The sequence below is a fragment of the Methylocapsa sp. S129 genome (genome assembly GCF_009765995.1).
In the GTDB taxonomy this organism is placed as follows: Bacteria; Pseudomonadota; Alphaproteobacteria; order Rhizobiales; family Beijerinckiaceae; genus Roseiarcus.
This window is the reverse complement of record NZ_LMUI01000030.1, coordinates 285,478-307,562: the sequence shown is the minus strand read 5'-3', so window position 1 is coordinate 307,562 and position 22,085 is coordinate 285,478. Positions and strand designations below refer to the sequence as shown.

Genomic DNA, 22,085 nt, shown 5'->3' with positions numbered 1-22,085 from the left:
TGCGCTGATTGTCCCCGCCGGCGCGTCTCCTCCCACCGCCCGGCGGGGATTTCTTCGTCGCCGTAGAGCAGACTATGACATCGATCCTCGCCAGCGTTTCAACCCGCTTCGACAGCGCCATGGGATCGACGGGCGATGTTCTGGTGTCGCTGAAAGGCGTCACCAAAGCTTTTGGGCCGACGCAAGCCAATAGCGACGTTTCCTTGGACATCGCGCGCGGCGACGTGCTGGGGCTGGTCGGCGGCAACGGCGCCGGCAAAAGCACGCTGATGCGCATTCTTTGCGGTGTGACGACGCCGGATGCCGGCGCGCTTGAATTTGCCGGAACGGCGCTGTCGTTCGACCGCTACAGCGCCGCCGAAGCGCAGGCCAATGGCATACGCATGGTCCATCAGGAATTGTCGCTCTGCGTCAACCTGACGGTCGCCGAGAATTTCTTTCTGGAGGCGCCCGAGGCGGCGCGATTTTTGCCCGGCTGGCGTAACATCTACAAAATGCGCGCCCGTGCGGCGCTTGATGCCGTATTTCCTGACAATCATATCGCCGTCGATCGCGAGGTGAGGCTTCTGCCCATCGGCGAGCGCCAGATGGTCGAAATCGCCCGCGCTGTCGCAACGCCCGGAGTCAGGCTGATCATTCTGGACGAGCCGACCTCGTCGCTTGGCCTTGAGCGCAGCCGGCAATTGCGAACCTATGTCCACGACCATGCCGCCAAGGGTCTGTCCTTTATCTTCATCAGCCACAAGCTCTTTGAAATTGTCGATGTCGCCTCGCGCATCGCCGTCCTTCGCAACGGCAAACTGGTGTGGAACGGCGAGACCAGAAACACCGCTGTGCCCGATCTCGTCCGCATGATGGGCGGCGAGGCGGCGATCCTCCCTCAGGCCGCGCGCTCAAAAACAAATCTTGGGTCCGACGCCGCGTTGGTGCGCATCGCCGGCGATGTCGTCTCCTTGCTTGGCCATGAGATTGAATTGCGCGAAGGCGAGATCGTCGGGCTGGCGGGACTGGAAGGCAGCGGCCAGAAAGAGCTGCTGCACCAGATTTTTGCGCCCAAGCGCTCAAACGCGGCGCGGATCGATCGCAAGGGGCTGGCGGGCTTCGTATCCGGCGACCGGCTGCGCGAGGGCGTGTTTCCGCTCTGGAGCGTCTTGTCCAATATCGGGCTTGGCCGGATCGCCCGGCAATCGATGTTCCATCTTCTCTCGCATGATTCCGAGCAGGCAGCCGTTCTGCCCGCGGCGGAGCGCTTGCGTCTCGATTCCGAACGGTTGAAATCGGGCATCCTCGATCTCAGCGGCGGCAACCAGCAAAAGGCGCTTGTTGCACGCGCGCTGGTTGCCGAAACGCCGATCATTCTCCTTGACGACCCAACGCGCGGCGTCGATGTCGCGGCAAAACGCGACTTCTACACGCTGACCGCCGAGATCGCGCGGGCTGGACGGCTCGTCGTCTGGCATTCGACCGAAGATATTGAATTTCTCGAATGCGATCGCGTGCTGGTCTTCGCCAACGGCCGCATCGTCCGCGAATTGTGCGGCGAGGCGATCAGCGAACAGGCGATCGTCGACGCGTCCTTTACGCCGGCGGCGACATTAGCGGTGGATTCCGGCCGCGTACGCGCAAAGCGAAACGGCGCCTGGACCCGGCGCGCGGCGGACGCGGCGCCGTTCATCAGTCTCGCGCTGGTTCTGGCCGTGATGATGGTCAGCAATCCCAAGATCGCGAGCGTCTTCGGCCTCGATCTTCTCCTGTGGTCGGCCATGCCTGTCGTTCTCGTCGCCATCGCGCAAATGTTCGTGGTGGGCGGCAGCGAAATCGATCTTGGAATTGGCGCCTTCGTCGGCTTGATCAATGTCGTCAGCGCCACTCTGCTGTTCGACTCGCCGGGACTTGGGATATTGGCGCTGGCGGGCGGCCTCATCGCCTATGGCGCTCTTGGCGCATTGATCCAGTTGCGCCGCATTCCCGCGATCGTTGTTACGCTCGGCGCCTCATTCATCTGGAGCGGAATCGCTTATACCTTGCAGCCGACGCCAGGCGGATCGAGCCCCGAATGGCTGACGGCGCTGATTACTTGGTCGATCCCCGGCGTGCCGACGTCGCTCGTAATCATTCTCCTGGTCGCGATCGCCGCCTTCGGTCTCGACCGCACCCCTCTTGGCGTCACGTTGCGCGCCTTCGGCGCCAATCCCGTCGCCATGGCGCGCGCTGGCTGGTCGGCGGCAAAATATGCGGCGCTGCGCTATCTGATCGGCGCCGTGTTCGGAATTCTGGCCGGATTGTCGCTGACCGCGATCAATACGGCGAGCGACTATAATTCGGGCGGCAGTTACACGCTTCTGTCCGTCGCGGCGGTGGTGATGGGCGGCTGCAGTCTGATCGGCGGCCTGGTTTCGCCCTTCGGCGTCGTCGCCGGTGCGGTCACTTTGGCGTTGATTGGCGCGCTCCTGGGAATGCTCAACGCCAGTTCCGATTATAATGCAGCGGTTCAGGGCGTTCTGCTCCTGACGATACTCGCCGTGCGCGCCGCAGTAGCCGGCAGGAGCGAGGACGCATGAATCCGATCAGCCTTCCCGTCCTTTTCGAATGGGCCCGCCGCAATCGTTGGATATGGTCGCTTGTCGGCGTTCTCCTGTTATGGGCGTTGCTGTCGCTGCTTACCAGCCAGTTCAGTCTTAACAGTCTGTCCGGCGTCGCCGTTTCGAGTTCCTTCCTGGCGCTTGTCGCGCTCGGTCAAACGGTTGTCGTCACCACCGGGCGCGGCAATATCGATCTGTCGATCGCCAGTGTGATGACGCTCAGCGCCTATGTCGCGCTGATCGTCATCGGCGGACAGGACAGCCGGCTGCCGCTGGGTCTCGCGGCGATTCTGGCGCTTGGCCTCGTCGTCGGCGCCGTCAATGCGGTCCTGGTTCTGGCGGTGCGCATCCCGGCGATCATTGCGACGTTGGCGACGGGCTATGTGCTCGCCACCGCGACGCTGCTGGCCAATCGCGCCATTCCCGGTTTTGCGATCGCCCCCGCCTTGCGCGTCGTCGCCGCGGGGCGCGTTGGCGGTTTTCCGATCATGGCGATCCTTGCGATCGTCGCGGTCGGCGTCGCCGCGATCGTTCTGAACCGCACGGCCTATGGGCGGACTCTGTCAGCCGTCGGGCAAAATGTTCGCGCCGCGCGTCTTGCCGGCGTCAGGACAATCCGCGTCGAGGCGGGCGCTTTCTTGGCGAGCTCTGTGCTCGCCGCCTTCACGGGCCTGCTGCTCGGCGCCTATGTCGGGGGCGCGTTTCTGGAGATGGGCCAGCCCTTCCTGCTCCAGTCGCTGGGCGCGGTGGTGCTGGGCGGAACGCTGATTTTTGGCGGGTCGGCGACCGCGTTTGGAACGCTGTTTGGATCCGTCCTGCTCATTCTCATCGTCACCACAATGCAGATTGCCGGGCTGCCGCCGGGGACGCAGGACATGGTCCAGGGGATCGTCATTATCGCGGTGCTGGCTCTGGCGGGCGGCGTCGCAGTGCGTCGGCGCGGTGCGCGCGCGTCATCGCCGTCCCGCTAGAGATGGCGCCGCAAGCCCCTCGATAATGCGCCCAGGAGCATGCGGCATGACGCGGCGCCGGCGTCGAGATGTCCCCGCGAACGCTCGCCGAGGCGGCTTGCGCGGCCGATTCTGGCCACCATATCGCGCGTCGCCTCGAGCCCGGCCTCGCTCGCCCGGTCAAGCGCTTCAAGACAGGTGTGGAACGGCTCGCCCTTGGCGGCTGCCTCGTCATAAGTCGCTACGGCGGGCGCCAGCACATCGACCAGCGTCTTGTCGCCGGTTTTGGCGCCGCCAAGGTCGATCACCGCCGCAACGCCCGCATGCAGCATCGCGCCGAAACTATCGCGATCGATAGCGTCGCGGCCTTTGAGTGAAGCGGCCATGTCGAGGAAGAAGCTGCCATAGAGAGGCCCGGTCGAACCGCCGATCTCATCGAGCAATGTCTCGCCGAGCGTCGCAAAGCCTTGCGCCAGATCGGGCGGATGGGGGCCCAGCCGCTCGCCGGCGCGGCGAAAGCCTTTGCTCATATTGATGCCGTGATCGCCGTCGCCGATGGCGCCGTCGATCTCGCTGAGATAGGCCGCATGTTCAACAATGACCGCCGCCATATCGGCGACGATCGGCCCCGCGTCTTTCAGGCTGACGCTGTCCATGACTCAGCTTTTCCCCCCGATCGTCAGGCCGATCGAGCGCGCCGGCGCGCTGATCAGCCGATCGAGCTCGGCGTCGAGCCGCATCAGCGTGACCGAGACGCCCATCATATCGAGCGAGGTGAAATAATTGCCGACGAAGCGATGGCGCGGCGCAATATGATGCGCGGCGAGGATTTCCGCGACATGGCCGTAGAGAATGTAAAGCTCCATCAGCGGCGTCGCGCCAAGCCCGGAAACCAGCACGGCGACATCCTCGCCGGCGAAGGGCAGATCGGCGAGGATCGCGTCCATCATCAGGGCCGCCATGTCGCGCGCCGACCTCGTTGGCACGACCGCGACGCCTGGTTCGCCGTGGTGGCCGATGCCGACCTCCATATGGCCTTCCTTGATCGTGAAGTTCGGTTTGCCCGCCGCCGGTATCGTGCAGGCGGAAAGGCCAATGCCGATGCTGCGCGTGGCGTCGATGGCCTTTTGCGCGCTGACGATGACGGCGTCGAGATCGGCGCGCTCGTCGGCGCGCGCGGCGCCGACTTTCCATGTCAGGATTTCGCCGGCGACGCCGCGTCGCTTGCTCGCCTCTTCCGCCGGCGCCGACGCCACATCGTCGTTGGCGACGACCGTTTTGACGACAAGGCCTTCGCGCTCGGCGAGTTTGACCGCCATCTTCACATTCATATTGTCTCCGGCATAATTGCCGTAGAGACAAGCAACGCCGTGGCCGCCATCGGCGGCTTTGAAGGCGTGATGAAAACTGCGCGCCGACGGCGAGGCGAAGACTTCGCCGAGCGCAACGGCGTCGATGAGGCCGGGCCCGACATAGCCGACGAAGGCCGGCTCGTGGCCCGAGCCGCCGCCGGTCACGATGCCGACTTTGCCGGACTTGGGGGCGCCGACGGCGCGAATGACGCGTGGATTGTCCGTCGCCGCCAACAGGTCGGGGTGCGCGGCCAGTAGGCCCGTGACCGCGTCCTCGACGACTTCCTCCGGATTATTGACGACTCGATTCATTTCCGCGCCCTGTTTTCGATTGGATTGCTGTTCCAACGGCGCAAATAGGCGCCGGGCGAAGCGGTTAAGTCAATGACCGCGATCGAACGCCGGAACGAACTTGGCCCCTGGATATTGCGACGAAAATTCCGGATGACCGCGGAGCGGCGCGATTTTCAGCGCCCTTTTCTTGCCCACGATTTTATCCGCTTTGCCGTTTCGGCGCGAATTTCGCGGCGTGACTTTGTCTCCGTTCGCGGCTCAGCCTCCTCGGTTGAAGAGACGGCTTTCTTCGACCGCCTCATGATTGCGCGAACAGTCTTATCCGGCGGCTCTTTCTTTGCTGGCGCCGTTCGAGCCCCGAAGCTTTTCACCTTGCCGCTCGTTCGCTCCTGTCGTGCTTCGACGACAGGAGGAGCGGTCGCCGGGCGCTTCTCCCCTCGTTGTTTCTTGCTTGTGAAAATTTCTTTCGTCGGCAGATTGCTGGAAGATGCAGCGCGCTGAACCAGCGCGGGCTTCACAGATCGCGCGGCCTTCCTTGTTTCCTTGGCCTCGGGCGTCGAAGGCGTCGGCGCCATTTCGATGCCAAACAGCGCCGCGACGTCGTCTCCCGCAATAATGCGCTCCTGGGCGACAGCGGTTCGCGGTATCGCCAGATCGGAGCCGGCGTCGACGATCAATTCCGAGCGATCGACGCCGCGCAACGCAAACAGAAGATCGGGTGCGATATCGAGCCTTGCGCCCGCGCCATACATGACGGCCGCCACATGCTTGCACATATCGGCCCAGTCGGGGCAGGAGCACGTCATCTTGATTTCGTGCGGGGCCGGAAACAGGCCATCGGCCTCGCGGCACACCCGCTCCATCACATGTTTCGACAGCTTCCCCTGTAGCAATTCGACGAGCGAGCCGACTGAACCAGCACAGTCCTTGCAGATCGCTTTCCAGCGGGCCTGCGAGACCATGCCGATCTCGATCTTCACCGAATAGATGTCGGAGCCGCTCACCATCGCTCGGACATGGCCGCGCTCGATCTGCAGATCGACGACCGAGCCGTTGCGCACATAGGTTCGACCGCGCGGCAGGCGATTCTCGTAATCGGAATAACGCTCCAGATTATCGCACCACGCCTTGCCCCAGAAATTGCGGGCGATCATGCGGCCGTCGATGACCACAGGCGAGATGACGCGACCCTTCTTTCTCAGTTTTTCCATTTCGCGCGCCGCCAGTGCGCGGCGTTGGGCGACGGGCACATAAGGACGAAAGCCGTAAAAGCTCATGACGTTGCGCCTTCCATCATCGCAGCGTTGAGATCGAGCGCGACGAGCGACAACAATTCTCGGTCGTTCATTTCCGTCAGATTGACCTCGCCGCCGGCGCCAAGGAAATCTTCCGCGAGGCGCCGTTTCGAATCAATCAACTGGTCGATTCTATCCTCGATCGTTCCTCTGCAAACAAATTTATGCACAAGAACATTGCGCTTCTGACCGATGCGATACGCCCGGTCGGTCGCCTGGTTCTCGACAGCCGGATTCCACCAACGGTCGAAATGCACGACATGCGAGGCGCTGGTGAGATTGAGCCCGGCGCCGCCCGCCTTGATCGACAGCACGAAGAATGGAGCGCCTTCGTCTTCCTGGAATTTCCGCACAAGGTCCCGGCGCTTGGCCACTGGCGTTTCGCCATGGAGGACGAGGCCCGGACGCCCGAACGTGGCGACGAGCAGCTTCTCCAGCGGCGGGATGATCTCCTTGAACTGGGTGAACACCAGCATTTTTTCCTGGCGGCTGGCGATTGCCTCGCTGATTTCTCGAAGACGCGCAAATTTGCCGCTGTCCTGTTCGTCGTAAGCGCCGTCGCCCAGCCATTGCGCGGGATGATTGCAAATCTGCTTGAGGCGCATCAGCGAGGACAGAACCAGCCCGCGCCGCGCAATCCCGTCGCCCGATTGTTTCAACGCTTCCTCAAGCTCGCCGACGGCGGCCAGATAGAGCGCCGCCTGTTTACGCGTCAGATTGCAGAAAGCCTTGACCTCGGTCTTGTCGGGCAGGTCGGCGATGATGCTCTTGTCGCTCTTGAGGCGGCGCAGGATATACGGCTGCACCAGACGACGCAGCGGCGCGTAGGAGATATGCGGTTGCGACGCCAGTTTCTTGACAAAATCGGCGAATGCCCTGGATGAGCCGAGCAGTCCGGGATTGACGAAATCGAAGATCGACCACAAATCCCGCAAATTGTTCTCGATCGGGGTGCCAGTCAGGACGATGCGCCCCCTGGCGCGCAGGGATTTGGCGGCTCTGGTCTGTTTGGCGTTGGGATTCTTGATGACCTGTGCTTCGTCCAGCACAACGAGCCGCCATTGCGTCTGGCCGATCCAACCGGGGCGGAGCAGCGTCGCGTAACTCGTGATCACGAGATCGACCGCGGCCAGTGCTTTGGCGTCCATCGATTTCAATTCGTCCGGCGGTATGAAGCCGGGATGGGCGATCAATATGTTCAGTCCAGGCGTGAACCGCGCCGCTTCCTGAGCCCAGTTGGCCAGAAGCGAGGCCGGCGCGACCAGCAGGCTCGGCATCTTGGCTGCTGCGTCCCCGGCTTGCTGATCGAGCGTCGTCAGCAACGCCAGCACCTGTATGGTTTTACCCAGCCCCATATCGTCGGCAAGACAAGCGCCCAAACCAAGTTGCACCAGGAGGGAAAGCCATTGCACGCCGGCCTCCTGATAGGGCCGAAGCGTCGCCTTCAAGGCATTTCCCGGATTAGCGCTGGCGAGGCCTTCGGGACTACGGCATCCCTCGATAATTCGGGCGAGCCATGGCCCCGCCTGGACATGCGCCCATTGAGCGGCAGGCGCGGCGACGGCGCTTGCGCCGATTTCGGCGCCCGCCAGCAACCGCATCGCCTGGCCGAAAGGCACGCCCTCTTTTTCCGACAGGCGCTCGATCGCCTGAAATTTGTCTAGGGTCGCCTGCAGATGCGCGCTATCGACTTCCACCCATTTGCCGCGTAGCAGTGCGAGGCCATGCGTCGCAGCGAGAAGCTGGTTGATTTCCTCGGTCGTGAGCGTCTCGCCGTCGAGGCTCACCCGGACGCGAAAATCCAGCATGGCGTCGACGCCGAGAAGGGAAGGCGACGTCGACCCGACAGTCGCTTCGACAGAAGGGCGGCTTGGCCGGTTCAAGCGCCAATTGGCCGGCATTCGGATGATAAGTCCGGCTCGTTCGAGCGCGTCCGCGTCTTGCAGGAATCGCATTGCTTCCAGCGGCGTCCAACGCAGCGGATGGAAGATTTCACCGGCGTCGACGATTTCCTTCAGCCACGGACGGGCCTCGCTGGCCTCCTGAACGGGAGCCAGGAGCTGCAACAGCTTGGTCTTGTCGCCCGCGCCGGCATATTCGCGTAGCGCCTGACCGAGCGGCTGGTGTCGCAACGCGCCTTCGGCCGAAAGGCTGGAGGTATAGGTCGCCATGAAGGCGAAGGGAAAATCCGGATCGCGCCGGTTTTCCGCGAGATTGAAATGCACGCGACCGACGAGACGCCAGCGCCCGTCGTGGCTTTTCAGAAAATCCTGAAGGGGAAGTCCGCTCTCAGAGAGTTCGCTCCCTAACGCTTGCTCCATCGCCCGCCAGAGCGCCGTCAAGACATCGTGGCTGAGATATTCACCGCCCTGCATCGGCGGCGCTTCTTCGATCAGCGCGGCGAGATCGCCTGCGCCCGGCGGGGGAAGGCGAAGTCCCTCGCTCGCCTGCGCCGTTTCCCCGAGTGCGCAGAGATCAGCGATGAAGCGCATCGCGAAATCGCGCCACCATGCCAAAGACGGGGGCAGCTTGCTCCCGGCATGCCCGGCGCCGAGTTGCAGCAAGCCGTGGCCGGCCCCACGTATGAAGCGTTTTAAGAGCGCTTCAGCGAGGCCGTCGTCCAGAGAAAATTCGTCTTCGACCTGATCGAGGCGGAGCGATCCGTGAGGCGTCAATACCGGAGCGAGCGAGCGCGACATATTCCAAAATCGAGTTGCCTCTGAGTCCGCTCGTTCCGCTTATCATGGAATGGGCGCCCAGCCCTTCACAAACGTCGCGATGGCGGAGAATTACGCGGCGGGGCTGAATGATCCGCTTGTGAGAACGGCGGAGACGCAAAGACCCGCCGACTCATCTTGTTCGCGGGCTCAATGCCTCGGCGCGCCCGCAATCGCGGTGAAAACAGCGAGCGGCGTCGCCGGCATGTCGATATGCTCGACGCCATAGGCGCGCCAGAGCGCATCGGCGACCGCGTTCATCACCGCCGGCGTCGAGCCGATCGAGCCCGCTTCGCCCGCGCCCTTCAGGCCGAGCGGATTGGTGGTCGAGGCGATGTTGCGGGTTTCGAAATGGAAGTCCGGCAGGCTGTCGGCGCGCGGCATGCAATAGTCCATGAAGCTCGCCGTCAGCAATTGCCCGTCCTCGCCATAAACGGCGCGCTCCATCAGCGCCTGGCCGATGCCCTGCGCGATGCCGCCATGCACCTGACCCTTCAGCAGCAACGGGCTGAGGGTGAAGCCGTAATCGTCGACCACCGTATAGCGATCGATGCGCGTCGCGCCCGTTTCCGGATCGATCTCGACTTCGCAGACATGCGTGCCGTTCGGATAGGTCGCGTCGGGCGGCGTGAAAGATTCGATCGCCTTCAGTTTTTCCGGCTTGGCGCCGGGCAGTTTTGCGATCTCCTCATAAGAAATCGCGCGATCCGTGCCGGCAATGCGGATATGACCGTCGGCGACTTCAAGATCGCCGACCGCCGCTTCCAGTTTGTCGGCGGCGAGTTCCTTCAATGAGGCGACGAGCGTCTCCGACGCGCGTGTGACCATAACGGCGCCGACGGGAATCGAACGCGATCCGCCGGTGCCATGGCCGGTGGGGATGCGGTCGGTGTCGCCCTGCACCACTTTGATGCGGTCGAGCGGCACGTCGAGATATTGCGAAACCACCTGCGCATACGCCGTTTCGTGACCCTGGCCATTGGACTGGGTGCCGATATAGGCGGTGAAATTACCGTCGGGGCCGAGTTCGACCGAACCTTCCTCGCCGTCCCCCCAGGCCGTGCATTCGATATAGCTCGATAACCCGATGCCCCGGATCAGGCCGCGTTTCTTCGCCGCTTCGACGCGCGCGCCGAAGTCGGCGTATTCGGCCCGCTCGAGCGCCGCGCGCATCGCGCCCTCGAAATCGCCGACGTCATAGGTGCGCGCGGTCTGCGTGACATAAGGCATCTGCGAGGATTTGACGAAATTGCGCGCGCGAATCTCCTCCGGCGCGATTTTGAGTGTGCGCGCGCATTTGTCGACGAGCCGCTCGAGAACATAAGCGCCCTCAGGCCGCCCGGCGCCGCGATAGGCGTCGACCGGCACCGTATGCGTATAAATTCCGCGGCAACGCGCATGCAGCGTCGCGATGTCGTACGTGCCCGTCGCCATGGTTGCGCCGAGCCAGGGAATGTACGGTCCGAATTGCGAGAGATAAGCGCCGAGATTGCCGAGAATATCGACGCGCATCGCAAGGAAGTGGCCGTCCTTGTCGAGCGCCATTTCCGCCGTCGTGAGATTGTCGCGCCCCTGCGCATCGCCGACAAAGTGTTCCGTGCGGTCCGCCTGCCAGAACACCGGACGCCCGAGCCTCTTGGCCGCTTCAAGCACCAGTGGATATTCGCGATACATCAGGCTCTTGGTGCCGAACCCACCGCCGACGTCGTCGGTGACGACGCGCAATTTGTCCGGCGAAATTTTCATGATCATGCCAGCGATCTGGTCGCGCAATCCATGCACGCCCTGGCTGCTGGCGTGCAGCGTGTATCGCCCGGACGCCGGATCATATTCGCCCGCCGCGCTGCGCGGCTCCATGAAATTGGCGACGACGCGCGGATTGACGATCGTGATGCGGACCACATGCGCCGCTTTGGCGAAAACCGCGTCCGTCTTGGCCTTGTCGCCGATATGCGCGTCATAGGCGATATTGCCGGGCGCTTTGGCGAACACCTGCGGCGCGCCGTCAGCGATGGCTTCGCGCATATCGATCGCCGCGGCGAGCGGGCTCCAGTCGATTTCGATGGCCTCAAGCGCCTCGCGCGCTTCGCGCTCTGACTCGGCGATCACCATCGCGACCGCGTCGCCGACATGGTCCGCCGAACCCTTCGCCAGCACCGGATAGGGCTTCAGCGGCGTCGTCGACTTGTCGGAATTGGGCATCGGCGCGAGGCAGGGAAGATCGCCGATTTCAGCAAAATCCTTGGCCGTATAGACCGCCTTGACGCCGGGCATCGCGCGCGCCGCCTCGAGATCGCCGAAGGAGAAAGCCGCATGGGCGTGCGGGCTGCGCAGGAAGACGGCTTGCAGCGCGCCGGCGGGTGTATAATCGGAGGTGTAATTGCCGCGGCCGGTGATGAAACGCACGTCCTCGACGCGCTTGATCGACTGTCCCATTCCAAATTTCATCGGCTTCATCAGCGCAATCCCCAATAGTTCAGCGTGTTCTTCAGCCATTCTCATGGCGCCCGTAGCCCGCAGCCTGCACTTTACCATGTCGTCGGCTCGGCGCCAGACCGGGATTGGCGCGCTTTCCGGCGCCGGCGATTTCGAAAATCCGACGATTTACCGCGCTCCGGCGTCGTCTGGTCAACACTTCGTTAATGGCTGACGAGGACAATGGCAAAGATCGGTTAACCAGATTGGGCCGCGGTCATGAATTCTTCTGAAGATTTTAACCAAGACACGCTTTCGACAGATTCGGAGCGCGAATCCCCGGCCGTGAACGAGTCCGCCGGAGCCTCCGCCGCGGCCGAAGCATCCGCGCCGGCTGCCGAATCGGCGGCGCCAATCGTGGCCCACGGCGAAAGCAAAGGCGAGGCCGGCGCAAGCGTCGAGTCTAGCGCGGCGCCAAAAATCCCCTCACCCGCTCTGGACGACAAGGCCAGCGCCGAGCGGCCGCCCGTCCGCCTGAGCCTTATCCCGTTCGTTGCCGGCCAGGGCGCCGACGCGCCGCCGCCGCCGATTGGCGCTTCCTACTGGCGCGCCGCGTTCGAGAAGCGCTTTCAACTTGGCGCGATCGCGGCCGGCCTGGCGGTGGTCGGCGTCGTCGCCGCCGCGTCGCTTTCCTATAAAGCGCAGCAGGACCAGGTTCTCGTGTCGCAGAACAACGAAACCCAGAATCTGGCGGAGACGGTCAAGGCGCTCAAGGCGAGACTCAATGCGATCGACGCGTCCAAGCACGAAGACATTGTCGAATTGCGCAAGAGCGTCGCCGAACTGAAGAATGGCCTCGCCGCGCATGATTCCACCGCTTCTCTGGCGCAAGTCAACGCGCGCGCCGAACGTATCGAACATGATGAGGCGGCCAAACACGACGAGATCGCCGATCTGCGTAAGACGGTGGCGGAACTCAAGACCGGCCTCGCCGCGGCGCATGATTCGAGCGCGACCCTCGCGCAAATCACCGCGCACGCCGATCGCCTCGATCACGACGCGGCGACCCATAACGCCGATTTTGCCGCCCGGCTGGAAAAGCTTGAGAAGAAAGCCGGCGCGCCCGTCGTCGCTTCGCTGCCGTCGCCGGCGGCCGTTCCGCTGCCGCCCGCCGCTCCTGCTTCCTTGACCAAACAGCCGACGGTTCTGCCGCCGGTCGCGGCCAATGTCTCGAAGGAGACGACGGGATCGATCACGCCGCAGACGCCGATTCACGGCTGGGTCGTTCGCGAGGTCCATGGCAATGTCGCGGTCGTTGAGGGGCCCTATGGATTTCGCCAGATCGGACCGGGCGACACGCTGCCCGGCGCCGGTCACGTCGAACGCATCGAGAGACGCGGAACCGGCTGGACGGTTGTCACGGATCGCGGTCTGATCAACAGTTCGTATAGCGGCGGCGGTTATCGTGCGGGCGCTTACGGCTCATATGGCGCGTTCAATGGCGGGTACGGACCGCCCGAAGGTGAATTCTAGCGGCTAAACCACAGGCGGGCGTCAGACCTTGCTTCGCCTGAACCTCACGCCCAACGTCTTCAGACTTGCGATGAGAACGGCGGCGTAGACGAAGCCGCCGATCGCGCCGAGGACAACAAGCTGCGTCTCATTGCGCAGATGCGCGAGGCTTTGCGCATAGGCGAACGCCCGGGGCTCGCAGAGCTCAATGGCGAAGGCGAGCAGGCCGCTGGCGCAAAACGCGGCGGCGCAGACCTCGGCCAAAGCGATGTCTGGACGCATCCATCCTCGGCGTAAGGCCAAAAGAAGCAGGCCGCCGAGATTGACCCAGGCTCCGGCGGCCGTGGCCAGCGCGAGGCCGACGGCGCCGTAGGTCTTGTAGAGCATCATTTTGAGCGCAACATTGACGGCGATGGCGCCCAGCGAGACGAACATCGGCGTCGCGGTGTCGCCGCGCGCTTGGAAACTCGCCACCGCCGAACGGATCAGGACGATCGGCATCAGCCCAAGCCCATAGGCGGCGAGCACCGCGGCCGAATTGGCCGCCGCTTGCGCGCTGAAGGCGCCGCGCAAGAAAGCGCCGCGCGTGATGATTTCGGGAATCAGCAGGAAGGCGACGCAGAAAGGCGCCGACAAGGCGAGCGTGATCGCCATCGTGCGGTTCTGCGCATGCGAAGCGCCGCCGACATCGCCGCCCGCCAGCCGGCGGCTCATCTCAGGCAGTAGCACGGTCCCGGCTGCGACGCCGATGACGCCGATCGGCAGTTGATAAAGGCGCTCGGCGTAATTGATTGACGAAACGACGCCGGTCGGCAGCAGCGAAGCGATGATCGTATCGGCGAAAATGGCGATCTGCACGCCCGCCGAGCCGATGATCGCAGGCGCCAGCCGGCGGAAGAACTGGCGCACGTCGAGGCTCAAACGCGGCCAGGCCAGCTTCTCCAGCAAGCCGAGCCGGCGCGCCGCGCCCGCGACCAGCGCCAATTGCGCCGCGCCGGAAACGACGACGCCCCAGCTTGCCGCCTCGCCGGCGTTCGGGAATAGAAACGCGACGCTCAAAAATCCGATGATCGCGACATTGAGCAGGACCGGCGCGAAAGCGGCGATTGCGAAGCGCCCATGCGCGTTCAATGTGCCCGAATGCAGCGTCACCAGCGTGATGAACATGAGATAGGGGAAAGTGATCCGCGTCATCCGTACAGCAAGCGCGAACTTGTCGGGATCGGCCTGGAAGCCCGGCGCCATCAGTTCGACGAACCAGGGCGTGAAGGCGAAAGCGAGCGCGAGCAGAATAAGCTGGGAGGCGAGCAACAGGGTGAAAATCTGGCTCGAGAAATGCTTGGCCTGGCTGTCGCCCTTAGTCGCCAACACGCGCGTGTAAGAGGGGACATAGGCGGTGTTGAAGGCGCCTTCGCCGAATATCGCGCGAAATTGATTGGGGAGCCTGAAGGCGACGACGAAGGCGTCGTTCAGCGCGCCCGCGCCCAATATTGCGGCGAGCATGAGATCGCGGCCAAAGCCGGTCACGCGCGACAGCAGCGTGAACCCGCCGACCGAAAGGAGACCGCGAACCATCAATTCGAGCCCGACTTAGAGAGGGCGGCATGGGGCCGCGCGGCGATTCTGGCGCCCAAACCCTTCGCCTTGGTTGATCCTGGCGCGATGATCGGGCTAGCCCGCTTGCCGGACAAAGCTTTCCAGCACCATTTTGCGGCCGGCCTTGTCGAAATCGACCGTCAGTTTGACGCCGTCGACCGCGACGACGCTTCCCGGGCCGAACTTGAGGTGAAACACCCGCGCGCCCTTGGCGAGTTCCGTTTCGACATTCGCCCGGGCGATCGCCTTGCCTTCGATCAGCGTCGGCCCGCGACGTGGGCCTTCGCGCCATTGCGGCGCTGAGCGTTCGCCAAACCCTTCGCCCTTCGCCTGCTCCTTGGCGCGCCGCCAACCCGGCGTTTCATAGGTCGACGAAAACGGTTCGACGCGATCAAAGCGCGAGACGCCGTAGCTTCCATGCGACGATGCGCCCGATGCTTCGACGACCTCGACATGATCTTCAGGCAATTCGTCGATGAAGCGCGAAGGCGCCGTCGTCTGCCACAGGCCGCGGATGCGGCGATTGGCGGCGAAATAGATTTTCGCCTGGCGGCGCGCACGCGTCAGGCCGACGTAAGCGAGCCGCCGCTCCTCTTCCAGCCCGGCGCGCCCGTTCTCATCAAGCGATCGCTGATGGGGAAACAATCCCTCTTCCCAACCCGGCAGGAACACGACATCGAATTCGAGGCCCTTCGCCGCGTGCAAAGTCATGATCGACACCCGCGCGCCGGCCTCCCCGCTCTCGACATCCGTCACCAGTGAAACATGTTCGAGGAACGCGGCGAGACTGGGGAACTCCTCCATCGAGCGCGTGAGTTCCTTCAGGTTCTCCAGCCGTCCGGCCGCGTCGGCGGTGCGGTCGGCTTTCCACATGTCGATATAGCCGCTCTCCTCCAGAATCGTCTGCGCCAATTCATAATGGGCTGTCGTATCGATCCGCGCCGACCAGTCGTCGAACGAACGCATCAATTCGCGCAAGATCTGGCGGGGCCTCGCCTTGAGTTCTTCCGTCTCGACGAGCACGCGGGTTGCGCGCATCAGCGGCACGCCGGCGCGCCGCGCATAATCGTGAAGGACATTCAACGCTGCTTCGCCCAATCCGCGCTTGGGCGTGTTGAAGATGCGTTCGAAGGCCAGATCGTCGTCGGGCTGCGCGACGCAGCGCAGGTAGGCGAGCGCATCGCGGATTTCCGCCCGCTCATAGAAGCGCGGCCCGCCGATCACCTTGTAGGGCAGACCGAGCGTGATGAAGCGCTCTTCGAATTCGCGCATCTGGAAAGAGGCGCGCACCAGAATGGCGATTTCGTCGAGCGACTGCCCGGCGCGCTGCAGATTCTCGATCTCCTCGCCGACGACGCGCGCTTCTTCCTGGCTGTCCCAAAGGCCGGAAACCGTCGGCTTGTCGCCCTCGTTGGCTTGCGTGAACAATGTCTTGCCCAGGCGATTCTTGTTATGGGCGATGAGGCCGGAGGCGACCGCCAGAATGTGGGCGCTGGAGCGATAATTGCGTTCGAGGCGAATGACTTTGGCGCCGGGGAAATCATGTTCGAAGCGCAAGATATTGTCGACATCGGCGCCGCGCCAGCCGTAGATCGACTGATCGTCGTCGCCGACGCAGCAAAGGTTGCGGCTTGCTTGCGCGAGGAGGCGCAGCCAGAGATATTGAACGACGTTGGTGTCCTGATATTCGTCGACGAGAATGTAGCGCAGCCGCTGCTGGTAGTGCTGCAAAATCTCCTCGTGCTCGCGCAGCAGCCGCAGGCATTCGAGCAGCAGGTCGCCAAAATCGACGGCGTTGAGAATCTTGAGGCGCTCCTGGTAGAGCGCATAAAGCTCGGCGCCTTGGCCATTGGCGAAGGCCGCCGCTTCGCCCGGCGGAACATGGGCGGGATCGAGACCGCGATTCTTCCAGCCGTCGATCTGCGTCGCCAGCGCGCGCGCCGGCCAGCGCTTATCGTCGATATTGCGCGCCTGCAGAATCTGCTTGAGGAGCCGGATCTGATCGTCGGTGTCGAGGATGGTGAAATTGGGCTTCAAGCCGACCAGTTCGGCGTGGCGCCGCAGGATTTTTGCGCCGATCGAATGAAACGTGCCCATCCAGGGCATGCCTTCGACAAGGCCTGTGAGCAGACCAATGCGCTCGCGCATTTCGCGCGCCGCCTTATTGGTGAAGGTGACGCTCAAGATTTCATGCGGCCGTGCGCGACCCGTTGCAATGAGATGGGCGATGCGCGTGGTCAGAACGCGCGTCTTGCCGACGCCCGCCCCGGCCAATACGAGAACCGGGCCGTCGAGCGCCTCGACCGCCTGGCGCTGGGCCTCATTGAGGCTGTCGAGATAGCGCGGCGCCGCGCGAGCGCTGGCGCGCGCGGAAATGCTCGACGCATTTGCGGCGCTTCTATGGGAAAGGGCGGCGTCAATAGACGGCGTCGGCGCGTTCTTGCCGGACAAATCATTGGCCTCGCGGCGCTGGCGAATCATAGGAGCGCAATGTGCTCGGCTCCGCGCCAATTGTCGATTCGACAGTTTCCCACACCGTGGCGCTCGTCAGGGGGCAGGCGATGGGCCGCTTGGAGAACCTTAGGGTCCGCGCGCGGCGGCGAGGATCGCCGAAGGTTGCGCCCGCGCGCCTGCCTGCACAATCACAGCATAGGAATCCGCGCCATCGAGGCGCGCCTGCGCAAGATCAGCCTCGAGATTGACGGGGACGCCGTTCCAATCGCCGATCTTGGTCATCGCGCGCACGACATTCGCATAAGTCAGCGTCGAACCAGCGTTTTCGCCACGCTGTACGACGACCGTGCGCGAACTGGCGAAAGCCAGGAGATAGACGCCGGCGGTTCGCGGCGACGCCGCGTTGGCCGCGCCAACGGAAATATTGATCTTGCCGCCCTGCTCAACGACAGACAGCGGTACGGAGAGGACGCCGCTTTGCTTGACGGTCGTCCGCTCGGCTTGTTCAATCGCCCCGAGGTCGCTGCCGACCACGTCGGCGAGGCCGTTGACAATGAGTTGCGGCGTATAGACTTGGCCTTTGCCGCTTGCCGACGCATAGGCCTTCTGGCGCGCGGTATAGGTCGGCGTGGCAAGCGTATCCTTCCAGCCGATATAGTCCCAATAGTCGACCGGAAAGGACAGCGCGAGGGTACTAGGATCGCGCGCCAATTCACCCAGAATCCGATCCGCCGGCGGGCAGGACGAGCAGCCCTGGCTGGTGAACAGCTCAAGAACGTTGCGCACGCCCTCGGCATTGGCCGCGCCCGGCGTCGCCAATGAGGTCGCCACCCCAATTATGATCGCTCCTGCTCGCATCGCGAACATTGCGCTGACTCCTGCCGCTTCATCTTAACCGATAGGTAGTAGGGGCATGCGGCGCACGCCAATCAATTCTGGGTGACACCGGATTGGACGACAGCGAGCGCAGTTCTCTTTTTTCTTTACGTCCGAGATGCTTACCCTTAACACAATGGCGAACGCATTTGTCTTGCGTTCACGGCGAAGTGGGGGCTCGGCGTCCAGGCGCGCCTAAGGAGCGAGACTTTAAGCATGCAATTTGGCCCAATGCGCCGTGCAAAGCAGATCACATTGTTGGGATTGGCGGTTGCGCTGATCGCCAGCCCATCCCTAGCGAACCCCACGCTCGTCATTGACGCCGATAGCGGTCAGGTGCTGATCGAGAGCCAGCCGACAGCCAATTGGTATCCTGCCTCTCTGACCAAGCTGATGACCGTTTATGTAGCCCTGCAGGCAGTGCGGGCCGGGCGTGTGACCATGGATACGCCCTTTGTGGTGTCGTCGCGCGCGGCGAACATGCCGCCCTCGAAAATGGGCTTTCGGCCCGGCGTTCAGGTCACGCTCGACAACGCGCTCAAGATGCTGATGGTCAAATCGCCTAACGATGTCGCGGTGACCGTGGCGGAAGGCGTTTCGGGCTCGGTCGAGGCGTTCGCCGGCGAGATGAACGCCGCCGCGGCGCATCTGGGCATGAGAGAATCGCATTTCGTCAATCCGAACGGCCTGCCCGATGCGCGCCAGATGTCGTCGGCGCGCGATATGGCGATGGTCGCCCGCGCGCTGCTTAAGGAATTCCCTGAGGAAAACGACATTTTCGGGATCGGCGCGCTGCAACTGGGCGATCAGATCATTCCGACGCATAACGGCTTGATCGGCCATTATCCCGGCGCCGACGGCATGAAGACAGGTTTCACTTGCGCGGCGGGCTTCAATGTCGTGGCGAGCGCGACGCATGGCGGGCGGCGGCTGATCGCTGTGGTGCTCGGCTCTTCGTCGGCCAGGGCGCGGACCGCCCAGGCCGAGGCCTTGTTCGACCGGGCGTTTGCGCAATGGGGCGGCGGCCTGGGAACGGTCGAAAGCCTGCCTTCGCCCGGCGTCAATGCCGCGCCGGACATGCATCAGGAGATTTGTTCCGGACGTGGGCGGGCCGCCATGATCGCCGGCGAGGAGGAGGAATTTACCGCGCCGATCGCCGCTGCGGGCGGCAGGGGCGGCATGGGCAATGCTTCGGTCTATGCGGCGAGCGCGGGCGCGGCGCCCGCCGCCGCGACACGCTCCCTGGCCGCCATCGAGCCCGTCCATTTTGATCCTGTGCCTGTTTTCATCGGTCCGAAACCGGGCTGGACCGGCCCCGTCATGGCGGCGCGCACATCCGACGCCCCGTCGCAAAAGGCGGCAGCAAATCCGACAGCGACGCCGGCCGAAGCCAGCGCCTATGCGCCGTCGGACAAGCCGCAAGTACTTGATAAGGATGAGACGCCGGCGTTGAACGCGGCGACGGCGCCGATGGCGCTGCAAGGTGCGTTGAAGCCGGGTCCGGCAAAGCCTCTGAATGCGCCGGCAGGAAAGCGCCCACCCACCAAACTCGCCCAGCAAGGCAAGCCGAAGACTGGAGCCGCCGTTCATCCTGGCGCGGCCAAGCCGGCCCTGAAAGCCGTGACCGACCCGGCGCCGGCCCGATAGGTCGGCGCGCGGTTTTGCGTTTTTGCCCTGTCGGGCCGATCACCAAGCCGTGAAAGATGTCATAGTTTCGCCCGCTTGTGGCCAAGACGCCGCCGCATCGCCCAAGCATGTTGTGCGCCTAGCCGCGATGGATCGGTTCGACAGCTAGCTCGGTTTTTCAGCCCCCCAGCCCCCGAGCGGCACGTTGGATCGGAGCTTTGCCACGCAGGCCAGCGGACCGGCGGGACCCCTCCCAGCCGGTCCGCTTTTTTTTTGCCAAAATCCCGTCGGCGAAATCGACTTGAAACATCGGACCATTCCCGCGATATGAAGCGCGCCGGCGCCGGGAAGAACCGACGCCGCGCCAGTTCATCCATCAAGGCGAGGCGCTTGTGACGACCGAAGTTCATCCCAATACCGACGAAGCGAATCAGGCTAAAACGCAGAATTTCGAGGCGGACGTTTCGCGCCTCCTCTATCTCATGGTTCACTCGATCTATTCCGATCGGGACATATTCGTTCGCGAACTCATCTCCAACGCCGCCGACGCTTGCGAAAAACTGCGCTACGAAGCGCTCGCTAAACCCGAGTTGATTGAAGAAGGCGGCCCGTTCGCGATCAGTATCGGGGTCGACCCTGACGAAAAAACCCTGACCTTCGCCGACAATGGCGTCGGCATGGGCCGTGAGGAGTTGGTCGAGGCGCTCGGGCGGATCGCGAGTTCGGGCACGCGCGCCTTTCTCGAAAAATTGGGCGCCGAGGACAAGACGAAAGAAGGCGCCGCCAATCTGATCGGCCAGTTCGGCATCGGATTTTATTCGGCGTTCATGGTCGCCGACGAGGTTGTCGTCGAGACGCGCCGCGCCGGCGCCAGCGAAGCCTGGTCGTGGTCGTCCGACGGCAAGGGCGCCTATACGATCGCGCCACTGCCGCTCGATCGCGCGCCCGCGCGCGGCGCCCGCGTCATCCTGCATCTCAACGACGCGTCGACCGACTATGCCGAAGCGCATCGCATCGAGCGGATCGTGCGCGAACATTCTGGCGCCGTCGCAGTGCCGATCGATCTCATCGACAAGCCTGGCGCCGAACCGCGCCGCATCGCCGACGGCGCGGCGATCTGGGCCAAATCCAAATCCGACGTCAAACCTGAGGACTATACCGAATTCTATCGCGGCCTGTCGGGCCAATATGACGAGCCTGCGCTGACCATTCATTGGCGCGCCGAAGGCCGTCATGAATATACCGTGCTCGCCTTCATTCCAGGATCGCGCCCGCTCGATCTGTTCGATCCCGCGCGCAAGGGGCGCAACAAGCTCTATGTCCGGCGCGTGCTGATCAGCCAGGACACCGACCTGCTGCCCGGCTGGCTGCGCTTCGTGCGCCTTGTCGTCGACAGCGCCGATCTGCCGCTTAACGTCTCGCGCGAAATGATCCAGGAGAGCGTCGTTTTCGCCGCGATCCGCAAGGGCGTCGCCAATCGCATCGTGCAGGAGCTGACCAAACTCGCCGAGAGCGAGCCGGAGAAATTCGCCAAGGTCTGGGAGAATTTCGGCGCTGTCATCAAAGAAGGCCTCTATGAGGATCCCGAGCGCCGCGACGCGCTTTTCAAAATGGCGCGCTTCGCGACCTCCATGCACCCCGATGGTGGGCGCACGCTCGCCGATTATGTCGGCGCGCTGAAAGAAAACCAGACCGCGATCTTTTATCTCACCGGCGATGATTCCAAGCGGCTCGCCGCGAGCCCGCAGCTCGAGGGTTTTCGCGCGCGCGGCGTCGAGGTTCTGTTGCTCGCCGATCCCGTCGACGCCTTCTGGGTTTCGACGGCGGCTGGCTATGAAGGCAAGCCCTTCAAGTCGGTGACGCAGGGCGCGGCGGACATCAAGGCGATCCCGCTTGCCGAAGGCGCCAAGCCTGAGCCCGGCGAGACGCCGGCGGCGGTCGCGACCCTGTTCGCCTTCTTCAAGCAGACGCTTGGCGATCAGATCGAGGACGTGCGCGCTTCCGACCGCCTGACCGACAGCGTCGCCTGTCTGGTGGCGCCGGAATTCGGCCCCGACCGGCAGCTTGAAAAAATGCTCGCCTCGCATGGCCGCATGGGCGAACGCACCAAGCCGATCCTGGAAGTCAACGCCGGCCATCCCCTGATCGCTTCGCTCGCGCGGCGCCTACCCGTCGCCGCCGACAAATCGCTGGTCGAGGATTCGGCCTGGCTGGTGTTCGACGAAGCGCGATTGCTGGAGGGCGAGGCGCCCAATGACGCGACCGCCTTCGCCGCGCGCCTGCGGCGCATCATGGAGAAGGCGCTGGGGTGAGGCGGGGGCGATCCTTCTCCTGCTTCGCGGGAGAAGGAAATCTCTGAATTCCCCGCGCCTTGCGTTTCACGCGGTCCGCCTTTAGCCTTTCGCTCTCCACCAGC

General features: G+C 63.6%; 13 protein-coding genes. 5 read left to right on the top strand and 8 right to left on the bottom strand.

Translation table 11 applies throughout. From position 1 onward, the window contains the following. Positions 1-74: 74 nt before the first annotated feature. Both GSQ90_RS19050 and GSQ90_RS19045 read left to right on the top strand, forming a co-directional pair. A complete protein-coding gene (locus GSQ90_RS19050) occupies positions 75-2,561 on the top strand; it encodes an ATP-binding cassette domain-containing protein (protein WP_158816461.1) in 2,487 nt (828 codons plus the stop codon). Continuing rightward, positions 2,558-3,553 carry an ABC transporter permease gene (locus GSQ90_RS19045; RefSeq protein ID WP_158816460.1) on the top strand — a complete coding sequence of 332 codons (996 nt, stop codon included), beginning with the start codon at positions 2,558-2,560 and terminating at the stop codon, positions 3,551-3,553. Before GSQ90_RS19050 ends, GSQ90_RS19045 begins: the two co-directional genes overlap by 4 nt. On the opposite strand, the gene dhaL is transcribed toward GSQ90_RS19045, so the two are convergent. The 5 genes from dhaL to GSQ90_RS19020 all read right to left on the bottom strand — a co-directional run bounded on the left by dhaL (position 3,550) and on the right by GSQ90_RS19020 (position 11,650). After that, entirely contained in the window at positions 3,550-4,188 is a 639-nt protein-coding gene (gene dhaL / locus GSQ90_RS19040) for a dihydroxyacetone kinase subunit DhaL (protein ID WP_158816459.1), read from the bottom strand. The genes GSQ90_RS19045 and dhaL overlap by 4 nt on opposite strands. Before the next feature lie 3 nt (positions 4,189-4,191). Beyond that, a complete protein-coding gene (locus tag GSQ90_RS19035; protein WP_158816458.1) occupies positions 4,192-5,196 on the bottom strand; it encodes a dihydroxyacetone kinase subunit DhaK in 1,005 nt (334 codons plus the stop codon). A 155-nt stretch (positions 5,197-5,351) separates the two neighbouring features. Continuing rightward, a complete protein-coding gene (locus GSQ90_RS19030; protein ID WP_158816457.1) occupies positions 5,352-6,455 on the bottom strand; it encodes an SWIM zinc finger family protein in 1,104 nt (367 codons plus the stop codon). Continuing rightward, positions 6,452-9,172 (bottom strand): DEAD/DEAH box helicase, encoded by a 2,721-nt coding sequence (locus GSQ90_RS19025; RefSeq protein ID WP_158816456.1) that lies wholly within the window; start codon positions 9,170-9,172, stop codon positions 6,452-6,454. Before GSQ90_RS19025 ends, GSQ90_RS19030 begins: the two co-directional genes overlap by 4 nt. Positions 9,173-9,340: 168 nt before the next feature. Beyond that, positions 9,341-11,650, bottom strand: coding sequence for a xanthine dehydrogenase family protein molybdopterin-binding subunit (locus tag GSQ90_RS19020; protein WP_174247506.1), 2,310 nt, complete (start codon positions 11,648-11,650; stop codon positions 9,341-9,343). A gap of 372 nt (positions 11,651-12,022) precedes the next feature. Here GSQ90_RS19020 and GSQ90_RS19015 point away from each other — a divergent pair, with 372 nt between their 5' ends. Continuing rightward, on the top strand, positions 12,023-13,138 hold the full coding sequence (locus tag GSQ90_RS19015; RefSeq protein ID WP_210254928.1) for a hypothetical protein: 1,116 nt from the start codon (positions 12,023-12,025) through the stop codon (positions 13,136-13,138). A gap of 21 nt (positions 13,139-13,159) precedes the next feature. Here the strand turns inward: GSQ90_RS19015 and murJ are convergent, their stop codons facing one another. The 3 genes from murJ to GSQ90_RS19000 all read right to left on the bottom strand — a co-directional run bounded on the left by murJ (position 13,160) and on the right by GSQ90_RS19000 (position 18,034). Next, entirely contained in the window at positions 13,160-14,692 is a 1,533-nt protein-coding gene (gene murJ / locus GSQ90_RS19010; protein ID WP_158816454.1) for a murein biosynthesis integral membrane protein MurJ, read from the bottom strand. Between the two features lie 96 nt (positions 14,693-14,788). Beyond that, positions 14,789-17,194, bottom strand: coding sequence for an ATP-dependent helicase (locus GSQ90_RS19005; RefSeq protein WP_158816453.1), 2,406 nt, complete (start codon positions 17,192-17,194; stop codon positions 14,789-14,791). A gap of 99 nt (positions 17,195-17,293) precedes the next feature. Next, the gene (locus tag GSQ90_RS19000; RefSeq protein WP_158816452.1) at positions 17,294-18,034 is read right to left on the bottom strand and encodes a thioredoxin family protein; all 741 of its coding nucleotides are present in this window, start codon (positions 18,032-18,034) and stop codon (positions 17,294-17,296) included. Positions 18,035-18,259: 225 nt separating this feature from the next. Between GSQ90_RS19000 and GSQ90_RS18995 the strand changes: the two genes are divergently transcribed. Together GSQ90_RS18995 and htpG are read left to right on the top strand one after the other, a co-directional pair. After that, positions 18,260-19,690, top strand: a complete 1,431-nt coding sequence (locus GSQ90_RS18995; protein WP_246731664.1) for a D-alanyl-D-alanine carboxypeptidase family protein — start codon at positions 18,260-18,262, stop codon at positions 19,688-19,690. 371 nt (positions 19,691-20,061) lie between these two features. Further along, positions 20,062-21,981 (top strand): molecular chaperone HtpG, encoded by a 1,920-nt coding sequence (gene htpG / locus GSQ90_RS18990; protein ID WP_246731663.1) that lies wholly within the window; start codon positions 20,062-20,064, stop codon positions 21,979-21,981. Positions 21,982-22,085: the final 104 nt, after the last annotated feature.